Origin of the sequence: Bisbaumannia pacifica, assembly GCF_007989625.1 — a bacterium.
Classification (GTDB): Bacteria; Pseudomonadota; Gammaproteobacteria; order Pseudomonadales; family Halomonadaceae; genus Bisbaumannia; species Bisbaumannia pacifica.
The window spans coordinates 1-16,757 of record NZ_BJUK01000039.1; the positions used below are offsets into that span (position 1 = coordinate 1).

The 16,757-nt window shown below is 69.9% G+C and carries 15 protein-coding genes; 9 read left to right on the plus strand and 6 right to left on the minus strand.

All coding sequences use genetic code 11. The annotated features are described in order from the left end of the window. The coding region (locus HPA02_RS14135; RefSeq protein WP_276508220.1) for a pyruvate kinase alpha/beta domain-containing protein at positions 1-202 on the plus strand (202 nt) is incomplete at its 5' end. A 103-nt stretch (positions 203-305) separates the two neighbouring features. On the opposite strand, the gene HPA02_RS14140 is transcribed toward HPA02_RS14135, so the two are convergent. The 6 genes from HPA02_RS14140 to HPA02_RS14165 all read right to left on the minus strand — a co-directional run bounded on the left by HPA02_RS14140 (position 306) and on the right by HPA02_RS14165 (position 5,625). Continuing rightward, entirely contained in the window at positions 306-980 is a 675-nt protein-coding gene (locus HPA02_RS14140; protein WP_146803851.1) for a GntR family transcriptional regulator, read from the minus strand. A 56-nt stretch (positions 981-1,036) separates the two neighbouring features. Then, a complete protein-coding gene (locus HPA02_RS14145) occupies positions 1,037-1,798 on the minus strand; it encodes an aspartate/glutamate racemase family protein (RefSeq protein ID WP_146803852.1) in 762 nt (253 codons plus the stop codon). Positions 1,799-1,895: 97 nt separating this feature from the next. After that, entirely contained in the window at positions 1,896-3,179 is a 1,284-nt protein-coding gene (locus HPA02_RS14150; protein ID WP_146803853.1) for a TRAP transporter large permease, read from the minus strand. After that, on the minus strand, positions 3,176-3,730 hold the full coding sequence (locus HPA02_RS14155) for a TRAP transporter small permease (RefSeq protein WP_146803854.1): 555 nt from the start codon (positions 3,728-3,730) through the stop codon (positions 3,176-3,178). Before HPA02_RS14155 ends, HPA02_RS14150 begins: the two co-directional genes overlap by 4 nt. After that, entirely contained in the window at positions 3,727-4,725 is a 999-nt protein-coding gene (locus HPA02_RS14160; RefSeq protein ID WP_146803855.1) for a TRAP transporter substrate-binding protein, read from the minus strand. The genes HPA02_RS14155 and HPA02_RS14160 overlap by 4 nt, the downstream gene beginning before the upstream one ends. 183 nt (positions 4,726-4,908) lie before the next feature. Next, on the minus strand, positions 4,909-5,625 hold the full coding sequence (locus tag HPA02_RS14165) for a GntR family transcriptional regulator (RefSeq protein WP_146803856.1): 717 nt from the start codon (positions 5,623-5,625) through the stop codon (positions 4,909-4,911). Between the two features lie 176 nt (positions 5,626-5,801). Between HPA02_RS14165 and HPA02_RS14170 the strand changes: the two genes are divergently transcribed. The 8 genes from HPA02_RS14170 (at position 5,802) to HPA02_RS14205 (ending at position 16,730) form a co-directional block, all read left to right on the plus strand. Next, a complete protein-coding gene (locus HPA02_RS14170; RefSeq protein WP_146803857.1) occupies positions 5,802-6,539 on the plus strand; it encodes a maleate cis-trans isomerase family protein in 738 nt (245 codons plus the stop codon). Positions 6,540-6,605: 66 nt separating this feature from the next. Continuing rightward, positions 6,606-7,658, plus strand: coding sequence for a TRAP transporter substrate-binding protein (locus HPA02_RS14175; RefSeq protein WP_222594002.1), 1,053 nt, complete (start codon positions 6,606-6,608; stop codon positions 7,656-7,658). 54 nt (positions 7,659-7,712) lie between these two features. Continuing rightward, on the plus strand, positions 7,713-8,330 hold the full coding sequence (locus tag HPA02_RS14180; protein WP_146803858.1) for a TRAP transporter small permease subunit: 618 nt from the start codon (positions 7,713-7,715) through the stop codon (positions 8,328-8,330). After that, complete coding sequence (locus HPA02_RS14185; protein ID WP_186809997.1) at positions 8,327-9,628, plus strand: TRAP transporter large permease; 1,302 nt, start codon at positions 8,327-8,329, stop codon at positions 9,626-9,628. Before HPA02_RS14180 ends, HPA02_RS14185 begins: the two co-directional genes overlap by 4 nt. Before the next feature lie 29 nt (positions 9,629-9,657). Continuing rightward, entirely contained in the window at positions 9,658-11,088 is a 1,431-nt protein-coding gene (gene hydA / locus HPA02_RS14190; RefSeq protein ID WP_146803859.1) for a dihydropyrimidinase, read from the plus strand. Between the two features lie 2 nt (positions 11,089-11,090). After that, positions 11,091-11,852: a 2-keto-4-pentenoate hydratase gene (locus HPA02_RS14195; protein ID WP_186809998.1), complete on the plus strand. Its 762-nt coding sequence runs from the start codon at positions 11,091-11,093 to the stop codon at positions 11,850-11,852. 314 nt (positions 11,853-12,166) lie between these two features. Then, the gene (locus tag HPA02_RS14200; protein ID WP_146803861.1) at positions 12,167-13,795 is read left to right on the plus strand and encodes a Glu/Leu/Phe/Val dehydrogenase dimerization domain-containing protein; all 1,629 of its coding nucleotides are present in this window, start codon (positions 12,167-12,169) and stop codon (positions 13,793-13,795) included. Positions 13,796-13,808: 13 nt separating this feature from the next. Beyond that, positions 13,809-16,730 carry a hybrid sensor histidine kinase/response regulator gene (locus HPA02_RS14205; protein WP_146803862.1) on the plus strand — a complete coding sequence of 974 codons (2,922 nt, stop codon included), beginning with the start codon at positions 13,809-13,811 and terminating at the stop codon, positions 16,728-16,730. The last annotated feature ends 27 nt before the right edge of the window (positions 16,731-16,757 follow it).

Below are 16,757 nucleotides of genomic sequence, written 5' to 3' on the forward strand. Positions count from 1 at the left end.
CCGCATGGCCCTCTATCGGGGCGTGGTCTCGGTGCTCTTCGACACCAGCGCCATGGAGGCCACCGAGCTCAATGCCCGCGCCCTGGAGGAGCTCCGGGCCCGCGGCATCACCACGGCCGGCGACCTGGTGATCCTCACCCGCGGCGACCATATGAACGCCCATGGCGGCACCAATACGATGAAGATTCTCTCGGTGGCATAAGCTGCCTTCGCCGGCCACCCTTCCCGGTGGCCGGCATTTTTTTCAGGCACCGAAACGCCAGGGCCCGGCATGATTGCCGGGCCCTGGCGTTTCGGTGAGGGGCTTACTGCTCGCTGAGGGCGGCGATCACCTCGCCGGTGTGCTGCACATGGTCGGCCAGCAGGCGCCGGGCCAGGTCGCCGTCCCGGGCCTTGAGGGCCTCGAGGATCTCGCGGTGCTCCTCGGTGGATTCCTGCCAGCGGCCCAGGCGATCCAGGGCCAGGTAGCGGGCCCGCTCCAGGCGCCCCAGCAGGCCGCGGTGGGTCTCCTCGAGGACCGGGTTCCTGGCGCCGGCGACGATCAGGCCGTGGATGCGCTGGTTGAGCTCGAAGTAGGCGTTGCGGTCACCCTTGGCCAGCAGCCGCTCGAGGCGCTCCTGGAGGCTCTCCAGGCGCTTGAGCTCGGTGTTGGTCATGCGCTCGGCGGCCAGGCCGGCGGCCAGGCTCTCCAGGCCGGCCTCCACCTCGAAGAGGTGCTCCAGCTCCCTGGCGTCGATGGGCGCCACCCGGGCGCGGCGGTTGCGCGGCATCACCACCAGCCCCTCGCCGGCCAGGCGCTTCAGCGCCTCCCGCAGCGGCGTGCGGGAGATGCCCAGCTCCTCGCAGAGGGCCGGCTCCAGCAGGGTCTCCCCGGGGGGCAGCTGGCCGCGCACGATGCGCCGGTGCAGGGCCAGGTAGGCCTCTTCCGCCAGGGACGGGGTAACGATGCGGGTCACCCCCGCGGAGGACTCCGTACTCATGGGCATGCTCCTTTAGGGCCTCGGTCTATTCTCCCTCAGCGAGGGGCGATGTCCAGTCAGGCCGGGGTCGTCAGGCCGCCGCGTCCCACCAGGCGCGCCAGGGTCTCCGGCAGCCCCTGGCAGGGCTTGGTGGGAGGCGCGGCGAAGCTGCCGGCGGTGGGTGCCGTGGCGCCCAGGTCGACCAGCGCCTGGGCCTGGTGCAGGGCGCAGGTCACGCCGTCCAGGGCCGGCACCGGCAGGCGCTCGGCGACGCTTCGGGCCAGGCCGGCCAGGGGCGCCCCGGCGAGGATCAGCACATCGGCGCCGTCATCCTGCACCGCCCGCTCGGCCAGGGCCACCAGGCGCTCGCCCTGGTCCTCCTGGACCCGGCCGATATGCGCCAGGGGCTCGTCCAGGGCGCGGATGCTGGCCAGACGATCGGCAAAGCCGTAGCCGGTGATGGTTTCCCGATACCAGGCCTGGATACGCTGGGAGATGGCGATCACCGAGAAGCGGCTGCCCTGCTGGCAGGCGCTGACCAGCGCCGCCTCGGTCATGCCCACCACCGGGATCGGCAGGATCTCGCGCAGGGCGGTCAGCCCCGGGTCGCCGAAGGCCGCCACCACCACGGCGTCGTGGTCTGCGTAGCGCTCGGCGGCGACCTGCATGGCGGCATAGCCGCCGATCTGGGCCTCGGCGCGGGTCTCGATATAGGCCACGCCGAAGGGCGCGGTGGCCATGCTCAGCGTGGTGCCGGGGCGGGTGCTGCGTCGCGCCTCGCGCTCGATCAGGGCGGTGACGTCGGGGGAGATATTGGGGTTGATGACCAGTAGTTTCATGGCGTGCTCGCTTGTTATTTCTCGCCGTGGGCGGACCCGCGGCGAGGGAAGAAAGAGCCTCCGGCACCCGTCCGAGTGGGGCCGGAGGAAGAGGCAATCAGTAGCCCAGGGCCCGGGGCAGCCAGGTGACGATGCCGGGGAAGGCGATGCAGGCGATCAGTACCGCGTACTGGAAGGCGATAAAGGGCCAGGCGCTCTTCATCAGCTCGTTGAGGCTGATCTTGGAGATGCCGCACATCACGAACAGCAGCACGCCCACCGGCGGCGTCATCATCCCCACCACCAGGTTCATCACGAACAGGAAGCCGAACAGCAGCGGGTCGATGCCGTAGGCCAGGGCGATGGGCGCCAGCAGCGGCACCAGCATGATGTAGGCGGCATTCGACTCGATGAACATGCCCACCCCGATCAGCAGCGCCATCACCAGCAGCAGGAACACCAGCGGGTCCTGGGTGAAGTCCTGCAGCCACTGGGTCAACTGCATGGGGATCAGGTCGATGGTGAAGGCGAAGGTCATGGTCGAGGCGAAGGCGATCAGGGCACCGACCATGGCCGCGGTGACGGCGGCATTGAACATCGCCTTGGGCAAGTCGCTGATGCGCAGCTTGCGGGTCACGAAGAAGCCGATCAGCAGCGCATAGACCACGGCGATGGCGGCCCCCTCGGTGGGGGTGAAGGCGCCGGCGACGATGCCGCCCACCACCACGATGGGCATCAAGAGGATCGGCAGGGCGCGCCAGGTCTGCACCAGCACATGCCTGAGGCCGATCACCCCCTCGGCGCCCAGCGGGTAGCGGCGGCGCATGGCGATAAAGCTGGCCAGCCCCATGAAACCCACCGCGAGGATGATCCCCGGCACCACGCCGGCCATGAAGAGCCCGCCCACCGAGACCGAGGAACCGGCCATCAGGGCGTAGACGATCATGGCGTTGCTGGGCGGGATGATGGCGCCCAGGTTGGCGGCGGAGGCCACCACGGCGCTGCTGTAGCCGGTGCCGTACTGCTGACGCATGGAGGGCACCAGGGAGCTGCCCAGGGCGCTGGCGCTGGCCACGGCGGCGCCGCTGACCGCCGCCAACACCATGCCGGCGACGATGGCCACATGGGCCAGGCCGCCGTGCACGCGGCCGATCAGCGAGTTGGCGAAGTCCACCAGGCGCTGCAGGATGCCGGCGGCAACCATCAGTTCGCCGGCCAGCATGAATAGCGGGATGGCCATCAGCGGGAAGCTGTTGACCGAGTGCATCATGCGCTGGGGCAGCACCGAGAAGTCCATGCCGCCCACATAGAGGCCCACCAGGGAGGCCAGGCCCAGGGCGAAGGCCAGGGGCATGCGCAGCAGGGCGAAGCCCAGGAAGGTGAAGATGATGGCCGGGGTCATGAGGGGGTTCCTCCGCGGCGGTCGGGCGCGCTGGGCAGCGGCTCCAGGCCCAGGGCCTGGGCGATCAGGTGCAGGCAGCTATGGCCGGCACAGGCCAGCACGGCGATATAGAAGACGGCGGCGGTGATCGGCAGGGTGGGCATCAGCTCCTGCCACTTGTCGGCCACCGCGCCCAGGCTGATCCAGAACAGCGCGGCCATCATGGCGGCGCCGATCCAGGCCATCAGTCGCGCCAGGCCCCGCTGCAGTGCCTCGGGGAAGTGGGTCACCAGGGCGTCGATGCCCACATGGATGCCCACCTTGATGCCGTGAGGAATGGCCAGGAAGATCGCCCAGACGAAGAACAGCCGGGAGAGCTCGTCGGCGGAGTCGATGGAGGTACCCAGCACGTAGCGGGCGAACACCTGGGCCGAGACCAGGGTGGTCATCACGCCCATGGCCACCAGGATGGCGTAATAGGAGGTCCGGTCGAGCAGCGCCAGGCCATGCAGGAAGTGGCGCTTGCCCGGGCTGGAGGCGTACGCCTCCAGCCGGTGCCAGGCGGGTGTCATGACGCCAGCTCCTCGAGCACCCGATCGACGATCTCGGCGCCGATCTTGTCGCGCAGGTCGTCGACCACGCCCTGGCTGGCCTCGCGCAGGGCGGCGCGGGTCTCGTCGCCGATCGGGGTGAACTGCATGCCGCGCTCGATCAGCTCCTGGCGGGCCGCCTCGTCCTCCTCGGCGGCGGTCTGCCGCTGCCAGGCCACCGCCTCGGCCATGGCCTCGCGCACCGCCTGTTGCTCCTCGTCGCTCAGGCGATTGAAGGTATCGCGGTTGGCCGCCACCACGATGAAGTCATAGAAGTGGCCGGTATCGGAGAGGTGGGCCTGCACCTCGTCGAGGCGCTTGGTGCTGATGATGCTGTAGGGGTTCTCCTGGCCGTCCAGCACCCCCTGCTGCAGGGCGCCGTAGACCTCGTTGATATCCATGGAGACCGGGTTGGCGCCGATGGCGCGGAAGGTGTCCAGGTGGGTCTGGTTGGGCTGCAGGCGAATCTTGAGGTCCTGGAAGTCGTCGAGGGTCTCGAGGGGGCGTTCGTTGTTGGTGACGTGGCGGAAGCCCAGCTCCATGTAGCCCAGAGCGGTGAAGCCCTTCTCGGCCAGTTCCGCGTCGAGCAGCTCGCCGATCTCGCCGTCGATCAGTTCGAAGGCCTCCTCGCGACTGGCGAAGGCGAAGGGCAGGCTCAGGGCCTCCAGCTCGGGGACGGTGCGCGACAGGTAGGAGATGCCGATCCAGGTGCCGGCGATGGCGCCGGAGGCGACCTGGTCGACGTTCTCGCCGGCACCGCCGAGTTGCATGTTGGGGAACAGCTGGGCGGTCAGGTCGCCGTCGGTGCGCTCGGCCAGGGCGTCGCGGAAGCGTTCCATGGCACGGCTGCTGGAGTGGTCATCGGTGAAGTTGCCGCCGAATCGCAGGGTCTCGGCGCCGGCCAGCAGCGGGCTGCCCAGGCCCAGGGCCAGCAGCAGGGCGGCGGAACGACGGGCAAGACGGTTTGTTGTTGTCATGGGAGTGTCCTTGGCTGATGGGAGAGTCACCGCCGCGATCGGCGGCCTGGATTCACCATAGGACAGCTTCGATAGAAATACAAAATACAGAATACTGTTTTTTTATTATTTGTTTTATTTCATGTATTTATAAATTCAAAAACCCGGCGATGGCCGGGTTGTTTCGTCCCTGTTCGGTGGCGATCAGCGGCGCGAGGCGGTCAGGCCATCGAGGACGGCGGCGCCGGTGCGGCGCATATGCTCCACCATGGCGGCGGAGAGGGCCGCGGCGTCCCGCGCCTCCAGGGCGGCGAGGATCACCCCGTGCTCCTGGGCCGACTCGTCCCAGCGCCCCTGCTGCAGGTTGGCGGCATAGCGGGCCCGGGTGATCTTGTGGGTCAGCTGGCCCTGCTGCTCGAGCAGCACCCGGTTGCCGGCGATCTCGGTGAGGCGCCGGTGCAGTCGCTGATTGGCCTCAAAGTACTCCTGGCGCCGCTGCCGGCGGTGCAGCTCCAGCATCCGCGCGTGGAGGGCGCGGATTTCGGCGATCTCGGCATCGCTGGCGCGCTCCACCAGCAGGTGGCCGGAGAGGCCCTCCAGGGCCGCCATCACCTCGAAGAGGTCGTGGACCTCGGCGGGGTCCACCGCGGTCACCTGGGCGCCGCGGTTGGGCAGCAGCTCCACCAGCCCCTCGTTGGCCAACACCTTGAGCGCCTCCCGCAGCGGGGTGCGCGACACCTCGAAGGCCTCGCAGAGCCGCTTCTCGGAGATGCGGCTACCCGCGGCCAGTTCCCCCTCCAGCACCATATGACGCAGCCGCTCGGCCACCACCTGATAGAGGGACAGGCGGCGCAGTGGCGCGCCCGGTGAGGCCTCGTCCGCGGCGGGGCGCGGTCGGCGAAGCGTCGGCATCTCGGTCATGGCAGCTCTCCTTCCCGTGGCTGGCCCCGATCGGGGGCGATGGCGGGGTGGGTAAAAGTGTACTTGCAAAATCTCGGCGATGTGCAAGTCTTAGGGGGCGGTCAAATTGAATTCAAAATACAGTATTTAGTATATCTGGCTTCCCGATCATAACCACAACGAGGAACCGCGCCGCCATGAATCGCACCCTGCTGGGCATGCTGACGCCCTCTTCCAATACCGTCCTCGAGCCCTACACCGCGGCCCTGCTGGCCGGGCTGATGCCCGAGGTCACGGCCCACTTCCAGCGCTTCACCGTCAAGGAGATCTCCCTGAGCGATCGGGCCCTGGCGCAGTTCGACCCGGCGCCGCTGCTGGAGGCCGCCACCCTGCTCAATGACGCCCGCATGAACGTGATCGCCTGGAACGGCACCTCGGCGAGCTGGCTGGGCTTCGACAGCGACCGCCGGTTGTGCGCGGCGATCACCGAGGCCACCGGGGTGCCCGCCACCAGCAGCGTGCTGGCCCTCAACGAGGTCCTCGAGCGCACCGGGGTGACCCGGCTGGGGCTGGTGACCCCCTACCTCTCGGACATTCAGGCGGCGATCGTCGCCAACTACGCCGCCGAGGGCATCGAGGTGGTGGCGGAGCGCCACCTCGACGACCGCGGCAATTTCTCCTTCTCGGAATACGACGAGGCGACCCTGGCGGACCTGGTGCGCGAGGTGGCCAAGGGCGAGCCGGAGGCCATCACCCTGCTGTGCACCAACCTGCGCGGCGCCGGCATCGTGGCCGAGCTGGAGCAGGAGCTGGGCATTCCCATCTACGACTCGGTGAGCGTCACGGTGTGGAAGTGCCTGACGCTGGCCGGCCTCGACCCCGCCCGGATCAGCGGCTGGGGCGGCCTCTTCCAGGACCCGCGCCTGGCGGCCTAGCCGCCCGACACGGGCAAGACGCAACGGCAAGACCACCACCAACAATCCCAATCACGAGGTGACCCCATGCCAACCCCGACCCCCAAGCGACTCGCGCTCGGCGTATCCCTGGCCGGCGGCCTGCTGCTCGGCGGCCTGGTCCAGGCCGAGACCCTGCTGCGTACCGTGGGCAACTTTTCCGGCAATACCCTGCACGTGGAGGGGGTGGAGCGGCCCTTCTTCGAGGAACTGGATGCCCGCGACGACCTGGCGGTGATCTACAACCCCATGGACGCCATCGGCGTCGAAGCCGCCGATGCCCTGCGCCTGCTGCGCTCCGGCTCCTTCGACGTGATGTCGGTGCAGATCGGCATGGCCTCCCGGGACGAGCCCTTCTTCGAGGGCATCGACCTGGCCGGCGTGGCCCCGGACCTGGACGCCCAGCGCGAGGCCATCGACGCGGTGCGCGAGCGCTTCGACGAACGCCTCCAGGAGCGCTTCAACGCCAAGCTGATGACCCTCTGGCCCTTCGGCCCGCAGATGATGTTCTGCAACGGCGATATCCAGGGCGTGGACGACCTGGAGGGCAAGAAGGTGCGGGTCTTCACCCCCTCCATGTCGCGCCTGGTCCAGGGCCTGGGCGCCGCCCCGGTGACCCTGCAGTTCAGCGAGGTCTACCTGGCGCTGCAGCGCGGCGTGGCCGACTGCGGGGTCACCGCCCCCTCCGCCGGCAACAACGGCAAGTGGCCCGAGGTCACCGACACCTTCGTACCGCTGCCGCTGGCCTACTCGGTGCAGGGCCACTTCATGAACCTGGATACCTGGAATCGTTTCGACGCGGCCCAGCAGCAGGAGCTCACCGAGGCCTTCGCGCGCTTGGAGGAGCAGATGTGGGAGCTGGCCTATGACGTCAACGACGACGCCATCGCCTGCAACACCGGCCAGGACAGCTGTAGCGATCACCAGGCCTACGACATGCGCCTGGTGGAGATCGATCCGGCCTCCCGGGCCCTGGTCGAGGAGATCGCCAGCGAGGCGGTGCTGCCGGTGTGGGCCGAGACCTGCAGCCGCCAGTACCCCGAGTGTGCCCAGGCCTGGAACGAGACGGTGGGCGATGCCACCGGCCTCAGCATCCAGTAATCATCCGTGACCGCGCGCCCCGGGCCGACGCCCGGGGCGCCCAGGAGGGTTTCCATGGTATCCCCGCCATCCTTTCCCTGGGCTCGCCGGCTGGCGCATGGCGCCGCCCTCGCCGCCGGCTATGCCTCCCTCGGCCTGTCGCTGCTGATCACCTTCGAGGTGCTGGCACGCAAGCTGTTCAGTTTCTCCCTGCAGGGCGTCGACGAGATCGGCGGCTATGTGCTGGCCATCGGCGTCTCCTTCAGCTTCGCCTATGCCCTGCTGCACCGCGCCCATACCCGGGTCGACATGCTGATCGTGCGCCTGCCCGGGGCCCTGCAGGCGCCCCTCAACGCCGCCGCCATGCTGCTGCTCGCCGGCTTCTCGCTGTTCATGCTGTGGCGGGCGGTGGGCACCCTGCACGAGACCCTGGAGTTCGGCAGCCTGGCCAGCACCCCGCTGCAGACCCCGCTGTGGATTCCCCAGGGGCTCTGGGTCATCGGCCTCGGCGTCTTCGCCGCCCTGGCCAGCCTGCTGGCACTGCGCGCCCTGGGGCTGCTGGTGCGTGGCCAGGCCGCCGCCCTCAACCGGGAGTTCGGACCGCGCTCCACCCAGGATGAACTCGACGAGGCGCAGCACGACTACGCCGACGAGACCACACCCGCCGCCGGCCAGGGGAGTCCGCAGCTATGATTGGTGCATTCGAGGTAATGATCGGCTTCCTGGTCATGCTGGGCATGATGGCGGCCGGTATCCATGTGGCGGTGGCGATCTTCTCGGTGGCCGCCCTGGGCACCCTGATGTATCTGGGCCCGCCGCTGCTCTACTCCTTCGGCGATGCCCTCTGGGGCACCCTCAACGACTTCATCCTTACCGCCATTCCGCTGTTTATCCTGCTCGGCGAGTTGCTGCTGCGCAGCGGCATCACCGAGCGCATGTACAACGCCCTCTCGGTATGGCTGCAGCGCATGCCGGGGGGCCTGCTGCATACCAATATCGGCGCCTCCTCGGTGTTCGCCGCCATGTCCGGTTCCTCGGTGGCCACCGCCGCCACCATCGGCACCGTGGCCCTGCCGGCTTTCGCCGAGCGCGGCTACAGCGAGCGCCTGGCGCTGGGCACCCTGGCCGCCGGGGCGACGCTGGGCATCCTGATCCCGCCCAGCATCAACATGATCATCTATGGCGCCATCACCAACACCTCCATCGGCAAGCTGTTTATCGCCGGCATCCTGCCGGGGCTGGCGCTGGCCGCGGCCTTTATGCTGGCGATCATGGCCTTCAGCCTGCTGCGCCCCGGGGTGGCCGGCGAGGCGGAGCCGCGGGTGCCGCTGCGGGCGCGCCTCGCCTCCCTGGTGGACCTGCTGCCGCCGGCCTTCGTCTTCGCCATCGTCATCGGCAGCATCTACTCGGGCTGGGCCACCCCCACCGAGGCGGCGGCCCTGGGGGTGATGGCGGCCCTGGTGGTGGCGGCGCTCAACCGCAAGCTGACCCTCGGCATGCTCAACGAGTGCTTCCTCTCCATGGCCCGCACCACCGCCATGATCATGCTGATCATCGTCGCCGCCTTCTTCCTCAACTACATCGTCGGCATCCTCGGCATTCCCCAGGTGCTGACCCGCTGGGTCGCCGACCTGGGCCTGACGCCCCTGGGGCTGATCCTGGCACTGGTGCTCTTCTACCTGGTGCTGGGCTGCTTCCTCGAGACCCTGTCGATGATGATCGCCACCGTGCCCATCGTGGTGCCCATGGTGGTGAGCTTCGGCTTCGACCCGGTGTGGTTCGGCATCTTCCTGGTGATCATGATGGAGATCTCGCTGATCACCCCGCCCATCGGCATGAATCTCTATGTGGTGCAGGGGGTGCGCGGGCGCGGCTCCATCGCCGACGTGATGCTCGGCAGCCTGCCCTTCTTCGCCATCATGCTGGCCTTCGTCTTCGCCATCATCGCCTGGCCCGGCCTGGTGATGTGGCTGCCCAACGCCATGGGCTGAGCGCCCTTCGAACCTGCAAGGAAAGTCCCATGAGTCACTTCGATACCCTGATTACCAACGGCCTGATCATCACCGCCGCCGATCGCTACCACGCCGATATCGGCATCAAGGACGGGCGCATCGTCGCCCTCGGCCAGGGCCTCTCCGGCGCCGATGAGGTGATCGACGCCGCCGGCCTGTGGGTGATGCCCGGCGGCGTCGACGCCCACTGCCACCTGGACCAGCCGCTCGGCGACGGCGCCGTGATGGCCGACGACTTCGAGACCGGCACTCGCTCGGCGGCTTGTGGCGGCACCACCACGGTGATTCCCTTCGCCGCCCAGCAGAAGGGCCAGGGCCTGCGCGCCGCGGTGGAGGACTACCACCGCCGCAGCGACGGCAAGGCGTCCATCGACTACGCCTTCCATATGATCGTCACCGACCCCACCGAGACGGTGCTCAAGGAGGAACTGCCGGCGCTGATCCAGGAGGGCTACAGCTCCTTCAAGATCTACCTCACCTACGACGACCTCAAGCTCAACGACCGGGAGGTGCTCGAGGTGCTGGCCATGGCCCGTCGCGAGGGCGGCATGGTGATGATCCACGCCGAGAACGCCGACTGCATCGCCTACCTCACCGAGCTGCTCGAGTCCCAGGGCAAGACCGCCCCGCGCTACCACGGCGAGGCCCACTCGGCGATCGCCGAGCGCGAGGCGACCCATCGCGCCATCTCGCTGGCCGAGCTGATCGACGTGCCGGTGCTGATCGTGCATGTCTCCGGCCCCGAGGCCATCGAGCAGATCCGCTGGGCCCAGGGCCGCGGCCTGCGGGTCTATGGCGAGACCTGCCCCCAGTACCTGATGCTCACCGCCGCCGACCTGGACCAGGAGGGCTTCGAGGGCGCCAAGTGCGTGTGCAGCCCGCCGCCCCGGGACCCCAAGGCCCAGGAGGCGGTGTGGCAGGCCCTGGAGAACGGCGTCTTCCAGGTCTTCTCCTCGGATCACGCCCCCTTCCGCTACGACGACCCCCAGGGCAAGAAACTGCACGGCGAGCATGCCGACTTCCACCATATTCCCAACGGCATCCCGGGGCTGGAGACGCGGCTGCCGATCCTCTTCTCCGAGGGGGTGCTCAAGGAGCGCATCGACGCCACCCGCTTCGTGGCCCTGACCGCCACCAATCCGGCCAAGATCTATGGCCTCTACCCGCGCAAGGGCACCATCGCCATCGGAGCCGACGCTGACCTGACCCTCTGGGATCCCGAGGCCCGCACCACGGTACGCAACGCCGACCTGCACCATGCGGTGGATTACACCCCTTACGAGGGGCTCGAGCTCACCGGCCGGCCGGTGCTGACCCTGTGCCGGGGCGGCGTGGTCTCCCGGGACGGCGAGCCCACCGTCGCGCCGGGCCATGGGCACTTCCTCAAATGCGACAAACCGCAGCCGGCCCGCCCCCGCGGCGCCGCCAAGGGGTTCTAGGCATGCCAAGGTCAACGCTGATCGAAACCGCCGCCGGCCGTTTGCTGGCGGCCTATCCCCCCGGGGCGATGATCGCCCCGCCCGACGACCTGCCGCTGAATGACGCGGCGACCGCCTACGCCATCCAGGCGCGGGTCTCGGCGGCGCTGGGCTCCCCGTCCGGCTGGAAGCTGGGCGATATCCGCAAGGGCGAGGTGCCGCGCTACTCGCGGCTGCTCGCCGAGTGGAGCCAGGCCTCGCCGGGGCGCTTTTCCCAGGACGCCTTCCATCGGGTCTATCTGGAGCCGGAGCTGGCGGTGGTGCTGGGGGCGCCTCTCCCGGCCCGGGAGGCCCCCTATGCCCTGGCCGAGGTCGCGGCCCGTGTCGCCAGCCTGCATGCCGCCATCGAAGTGGTCGACAGCCGCTTCACCACCTGGCCCGAGGTGCCGCCCCTGTGGCAGCTGGCCGACGGCCTGAGCCATGGCGCCTTCGTGCTGGGTAGTGGCGCTCCCGCCGGCGACCTCACGCAGATGCAGGATGCCGCCTACCGGTTGACCCTGGATGGCGACGTGGCGCTGAGCGGGCGGGGCGAGCATCCCGGCGGCGACCCCGCCGAGCTGCTGGTGGCGATGATCAATGACCGCATCCGCCGCGACGGCGAGGGCTTCACCGCCGGCGAGGTGATCACCACCGGCACCTTCGACGGCGTGGTGGCGATGCGCGCCGGCCAGCGGGCCTGCCTGGACTTCGCCGGCATCGGCGAGGTCGAGCTGCGGCTAGCGTAGAAAGAAGTGGTACCGAGGCATCTGGCTTATCGCAGCCATCCAGTTAGTGTGGCCAAGGGGCGTTGGGGGGAGGTCAAAGCGAAGCGTCTTTTTCAGGGGTGAGGAGGACTCCTCCGAACGGGTAGGCCATGGATGGCCTACCCCGGCCCTGCAAGCTGAGCAGGATGCGAGAGCGCCGCAGGAAAAAGTCGAGCGCCCATGGATGGGTCTACAGCGTCTTCGCGTGGCCTACCCTCAAAGTAGCCCCGGGTAGCAACGGCAGGAGATATTAACTGGCCTACGCTTAAGGCAGTATCCCTTGAGCGAGGCGTCCCATGGCCGATTCCCCTCTGCGTCTGCTGCTGGTGGAAGACAATCCCCTGCATAGCCGGCTGATTCAGCAACTGCTCAAGGAAGATGCCCAGCTGCGCTGCGAGGTGGAGGCGGTCGCCACCCTGGCCGAAGGCCTGACCCGGCTGGTCAAGGGGCGCATCGACCTGGTGCTGCTCGACCTGGTGCTGCCGGACAGCCAGGAGCTGGAGACCCTGTGGCGGGTGCGCCTGGTGGCGCCCCAGGTGCCGGTGGTGATCCTCACCGGCCTCGACGACCTGCAGCTGGCGACCCGGGCGGTGGAGTCCGGGGCCTCCGATTATCTGGTCAAGTCCAACCTCAAGGGCGCCGCCCTGGGACGCACGGTGCGCTACACCCTGGCGCGGGCCCGGGTACGTGGCGGCGAGTGGGACTCGCCGCTGTTCCGTCAGGCCCAGCAGCAGTTCCTCAAGGCGGCCCAGGTGATGGCCCTGGACGATGGCCTGCGCCAGCGGCTGCTGTTTCCCCAACGGGCGCGGCTGGTCACCTTCCCCTTCCGACGCGACGATCACCACCAGGCGGAGACCCTGTTCGGCTATCGGGTGCAGCACCTGCGGCTGCCGGGGCCGACCCTGGGGGGCGTGCGCCTGCACCCGGAGCTGGGTCTCGGCGAGATGGCCGCCCTGGCGATGTGGGCAACCTGGCAGTGCGCCCTGCTGGGGCTGCCCTGCGGCGGTGCCAAGGGCGGCGTGCGGGTCGATCCCACCGCCCTCGATCCCGGCGAGCGCCAGCGCCTGCTGCGCGCCTTCGCCCGGGAGCTCCGCGACGACCTGGCCGATGGCCGGGATATCCTCGCCCCGGGACTGGGCGTCGACGAGCGGGCCATGGCCTGGCTGCTCGACGAGGGGCTGCCGGTAAGCGGCAAGCCGGCCCTGCTGGGCGGGCTCCCCCGGCGCCAGGCCGCCATTGGGGCCGGCCTGGTGGCGCTGATCGCCGCCGCCGCGGAGCACCTCGGCATCGCTTTGGGTGGCGCCCGGGTGGTGCTCCAGGGCCTCGGCCAGGTGGGCCTGGCCGCGGCCCGGCAACTGGTGGCCCGGGGCGTCAGGTTGATCGCCGTCGGCGACGCCTCCGCGGCGCGCCAGGACCCGGCGGGCCTCGACCTGGCGGCGCTGGAGGCGCACCTGGCGAGTCGCGGCGCCCTGGCCGGCTTCGCCGGCGGCGAGCCCCTCGACGACGGCGACCTGCTGAGCCTGCCCTGCGATATCCTGGTGCTGGCGGCGGTGCAGCAGCAGGTCACCGCCGAGAACGCCCCGCGCGTTAACTGTCGCCTGCTGGCGGAGGGGGCCCATGGCCCCACCCTGCTGGAAGCGGAGGAGAGCCTCCACGAGCGGGAGGTGTTCGTGCTGCCGGATATCCTCGGCAACGCCGCCGGGGCGGGGCTGGCCTACCTGGAGTGGGCCCAGGGGGCGCGTCCCTGGGAACGCGAGAGCGCCCTGGCCTGGCTCGAGGCGCGGCTGCTGGATGCCTTCCGGCGCTGCCTGGGGCGGGTCGAGTCGGAGGGGCTGGACATGCGCACCGCGGCCCTGGTGGAGGCGCTGTTGCGTCTCGAGGGCCAGGCCCGGCTGCGCGGCCAGCTCGACGACTCGCCGGACTAGGTAGGAGCCGGCCATGGCAAGCATAGAAAGGCAGCTAGCCGTCGCCGAGGCCGCCCGCGACGAGGCCCGGGCGGCCTATCGGCAGCTGGCCGAGGCCATCGAGACCATCTCCGAGGGCTTTACCCTCTACGATGCCGACGATCGCCTGGTGCTCTGTAATCGGCGCTTCCGCGACGATTTCTCCGGGGCCGCCGCGGTGGTCGAGCCCGGCATGCGCTTCGAGACCCTGATCCGCACCGTGGTGGAGTCGGGGCTGATCGATATCGGCGACAACGAGCCGGAGGCCTGGATCGCCGCCCGCCTGGCCCGGCGCCGCGCCCCGGGTGCTCCCTTCACCTACCGGCGCACCGATGGCAAGCAGCTTCGGGTCAGCGAGCGGCGCACCCGCGGCGGCGGGGTGGTGGCCATCTATACCGATATCACCGAGTTCGAGGCCCAGCGCGCCCACCTGGAGGCCCTGGTGACCCTTACCGAGGAGGCCCAGGCCCGGGCCGAGGCGGCCCGCGACCAGCTCGCCGAGGCACTGGAGTCGATCGCCGAGGGCTTCGCCCTCTATGATGCGGATGACCGCCTGGTGCTCTACAACTCCCGCTTCAAGGAGCATTTCGTCACCCCCGGCGACCTAGTGCAGGAGGGCATGGCCTTCGAGGCGCTGCTGCGGGCGGTGGCCGAGCGGGGGCTGATGCCCCGCGGCTTCGCTTCCACCGAGGCGTGGATCGACGAGCGACTGGCCCAGCACCGCGACCCCCGGGGCCCCTACCAGTTCGTGCGCAGCGACGGCCTGTGCATCCAGGTCAGCGAGCACCGCACCGGTAATGGCGGCTATGTGGCGGTCTATTCCGATATCACCGAGCTGGAGCAGCATCGCCACCGCCTGGAGGAGCGGGTCGCCGAGCGCACCGCCGAGCTGGAGGATGCCGCCCGGGCGTTGCGGCGCTCCCAGACCGAGCTGCGCCGGGCCCGGGACGAGGCCCAGCGGGCCAGCCTCGCCAAGAGCGAGTTCCTGGCCAATATGAGTCATGAGATCCGCACCCCCATGAACGGGGTGATCGGCGTCGCCGAGCTGCTCGAGCGCACCGAGCTGACGACCCAGCAGGCGGAGTACGTGGCCTTGATCCAGACCTCGGCGGACACCCTGCTGGGGCTGATCAACGAGATCCTCGACTTCTCCAAGATCGAGGCCGGGCGGCTGGAACTGGAGGCGCGCCCCTTCCCGCTGCGCGATACCCTCGCCGATACCCTCCAGACCCTGGCCCTGCGCGCCGACGAGAAGGGCCTGGAGCTCGCGGTGCATATTCCCCCGGAGATCCCCGACCAGTTGCGGGGAGACCCGCTGCGGCTGCGCCAGGTGGTGGTCAACCTGGTGGGCAACGCCATCAAGTTCACGCCCCGCGGCGAGGTGGTGGTGGATCTCGCCCTGGAGGCCCGGGAGGCGCGGCGGGTGCGCCTGGGCTTCGAGGTGCGCGACACCGGCATCGGCATCCCCGAGGCCCAGCGCCGGCAGATCTTCGAGGCCTTCGGCCAGGCCGACACCTCCACCACCCGGGTCAACGGCGGCACCGGCCTGGGGCTCTCCATCGCCGCCCAACTGGTCGCCATGATGGGCGGCGAGATCCGCGTCGATAGCGGCCCCGAGGGGCGTGGCAGCCGCTTCACCTTCGGCGCCGACTTCGGCCTCGCCGAGGCCCCGGCCGCCGCCCCGCGTCCCCGGCTGCTGCAAGACCAGCGGGTGCTGGTGGTGGACGACAACCGGACCAATCGCCGCATCCTCGAGGAGATCCTCACCAGCTGGGGCATGCGGCCCCGGGTGGTAGACGGCGGTGCGGCGGCCCTGGCGGCCCTGGACGCGGAGGCCGAACCGCTGCCCCTGGCGTTGCTCGACGTGATGATGCCGGGCATGGACGGCTTCACCCTGGCCGAGCGCCTGCGCGCTGACCCCCGCCATGGCGACATGGCCCTGCTGATGCTCTCCTCCGGCAACCGGCCCGGCGACGCCGGCCACCGCCAGCGCCTGGGCATCGGCCGGCTGCTGATGAAGCCGGTCAAGCAGTCGGAGCTGCTGGAGGCGGTCAGCGAGGCCCTGGGCGCCGAGCCCCGGCTGGCGACGCCGACGCGTGCCGACGCCGAGGCGCGGCCGGCGGACTGGCGCCCGCGCCGGGTGCTGCTGGTGGAGGACGGCGTCACCAACCAGCGGGTGGCCATCGACCTGCTGACCCAGCGCGGCCACCGGGTCGAGCTGGCCAGCCAGGGCGCCGAGGCCCTGGCGGCGCTGGCCGAGCGGGCGTTCGAGGTGGTGCTGATGGACGTGCATATGCCGGTGATGGATGGCCTGACGGCGACCCGGGCGCTGCGCGAGCGGGAGCGCCGCCACGGCGGCCACCTGACGGTGGTGGCGATGACCGCCAGCGCCACCCGGGAGGACCGCCAGCGCTGCCTGGCGGCGGGCATGGACGACTATGTCACCAAGCCGTTCCGCGCCGCCGAGCTCTACCGGGCGGTGGAGGAGCCACCACGCGGCGTGGCCGTCGACGAGGCGCCGCCGATGCCTGCCGAACCGACGCCACCGGTGCCCGCGGCGGCGGGCGAGCCGGTGCATGATCGGGCCGGGGCCCTGGCCAACCTGGAGGGCAAGGAGGCGCTGCTCGAGGAGATGGAGGCGCTGTTCTGGGGCGAGTGTCCGGCGCTGATGGCCGAGATCGAGGCCGCCATCGCCGGCGCCGATAGCGTGACACTGCGCCGCGCCGCCCATACCCTGAAGGGCTCGGCCCTGGTGATCGGTGCCCGCGCCCTGGGCGCCACGGCGCTGCGCCTGGAGACCCTGGCTCGCGGCGGCGAGCTGGGCGAGGCCCCGGCGGTATTGACTGAGCTCAAGGCCCGCCTCGACGAGCTGGCCCCGCTGCTGGCCCCCGACCCAGATCCAAACAAGGAGCCCTGAGTGCCCATGCCATCGGCCCGCCCCGAC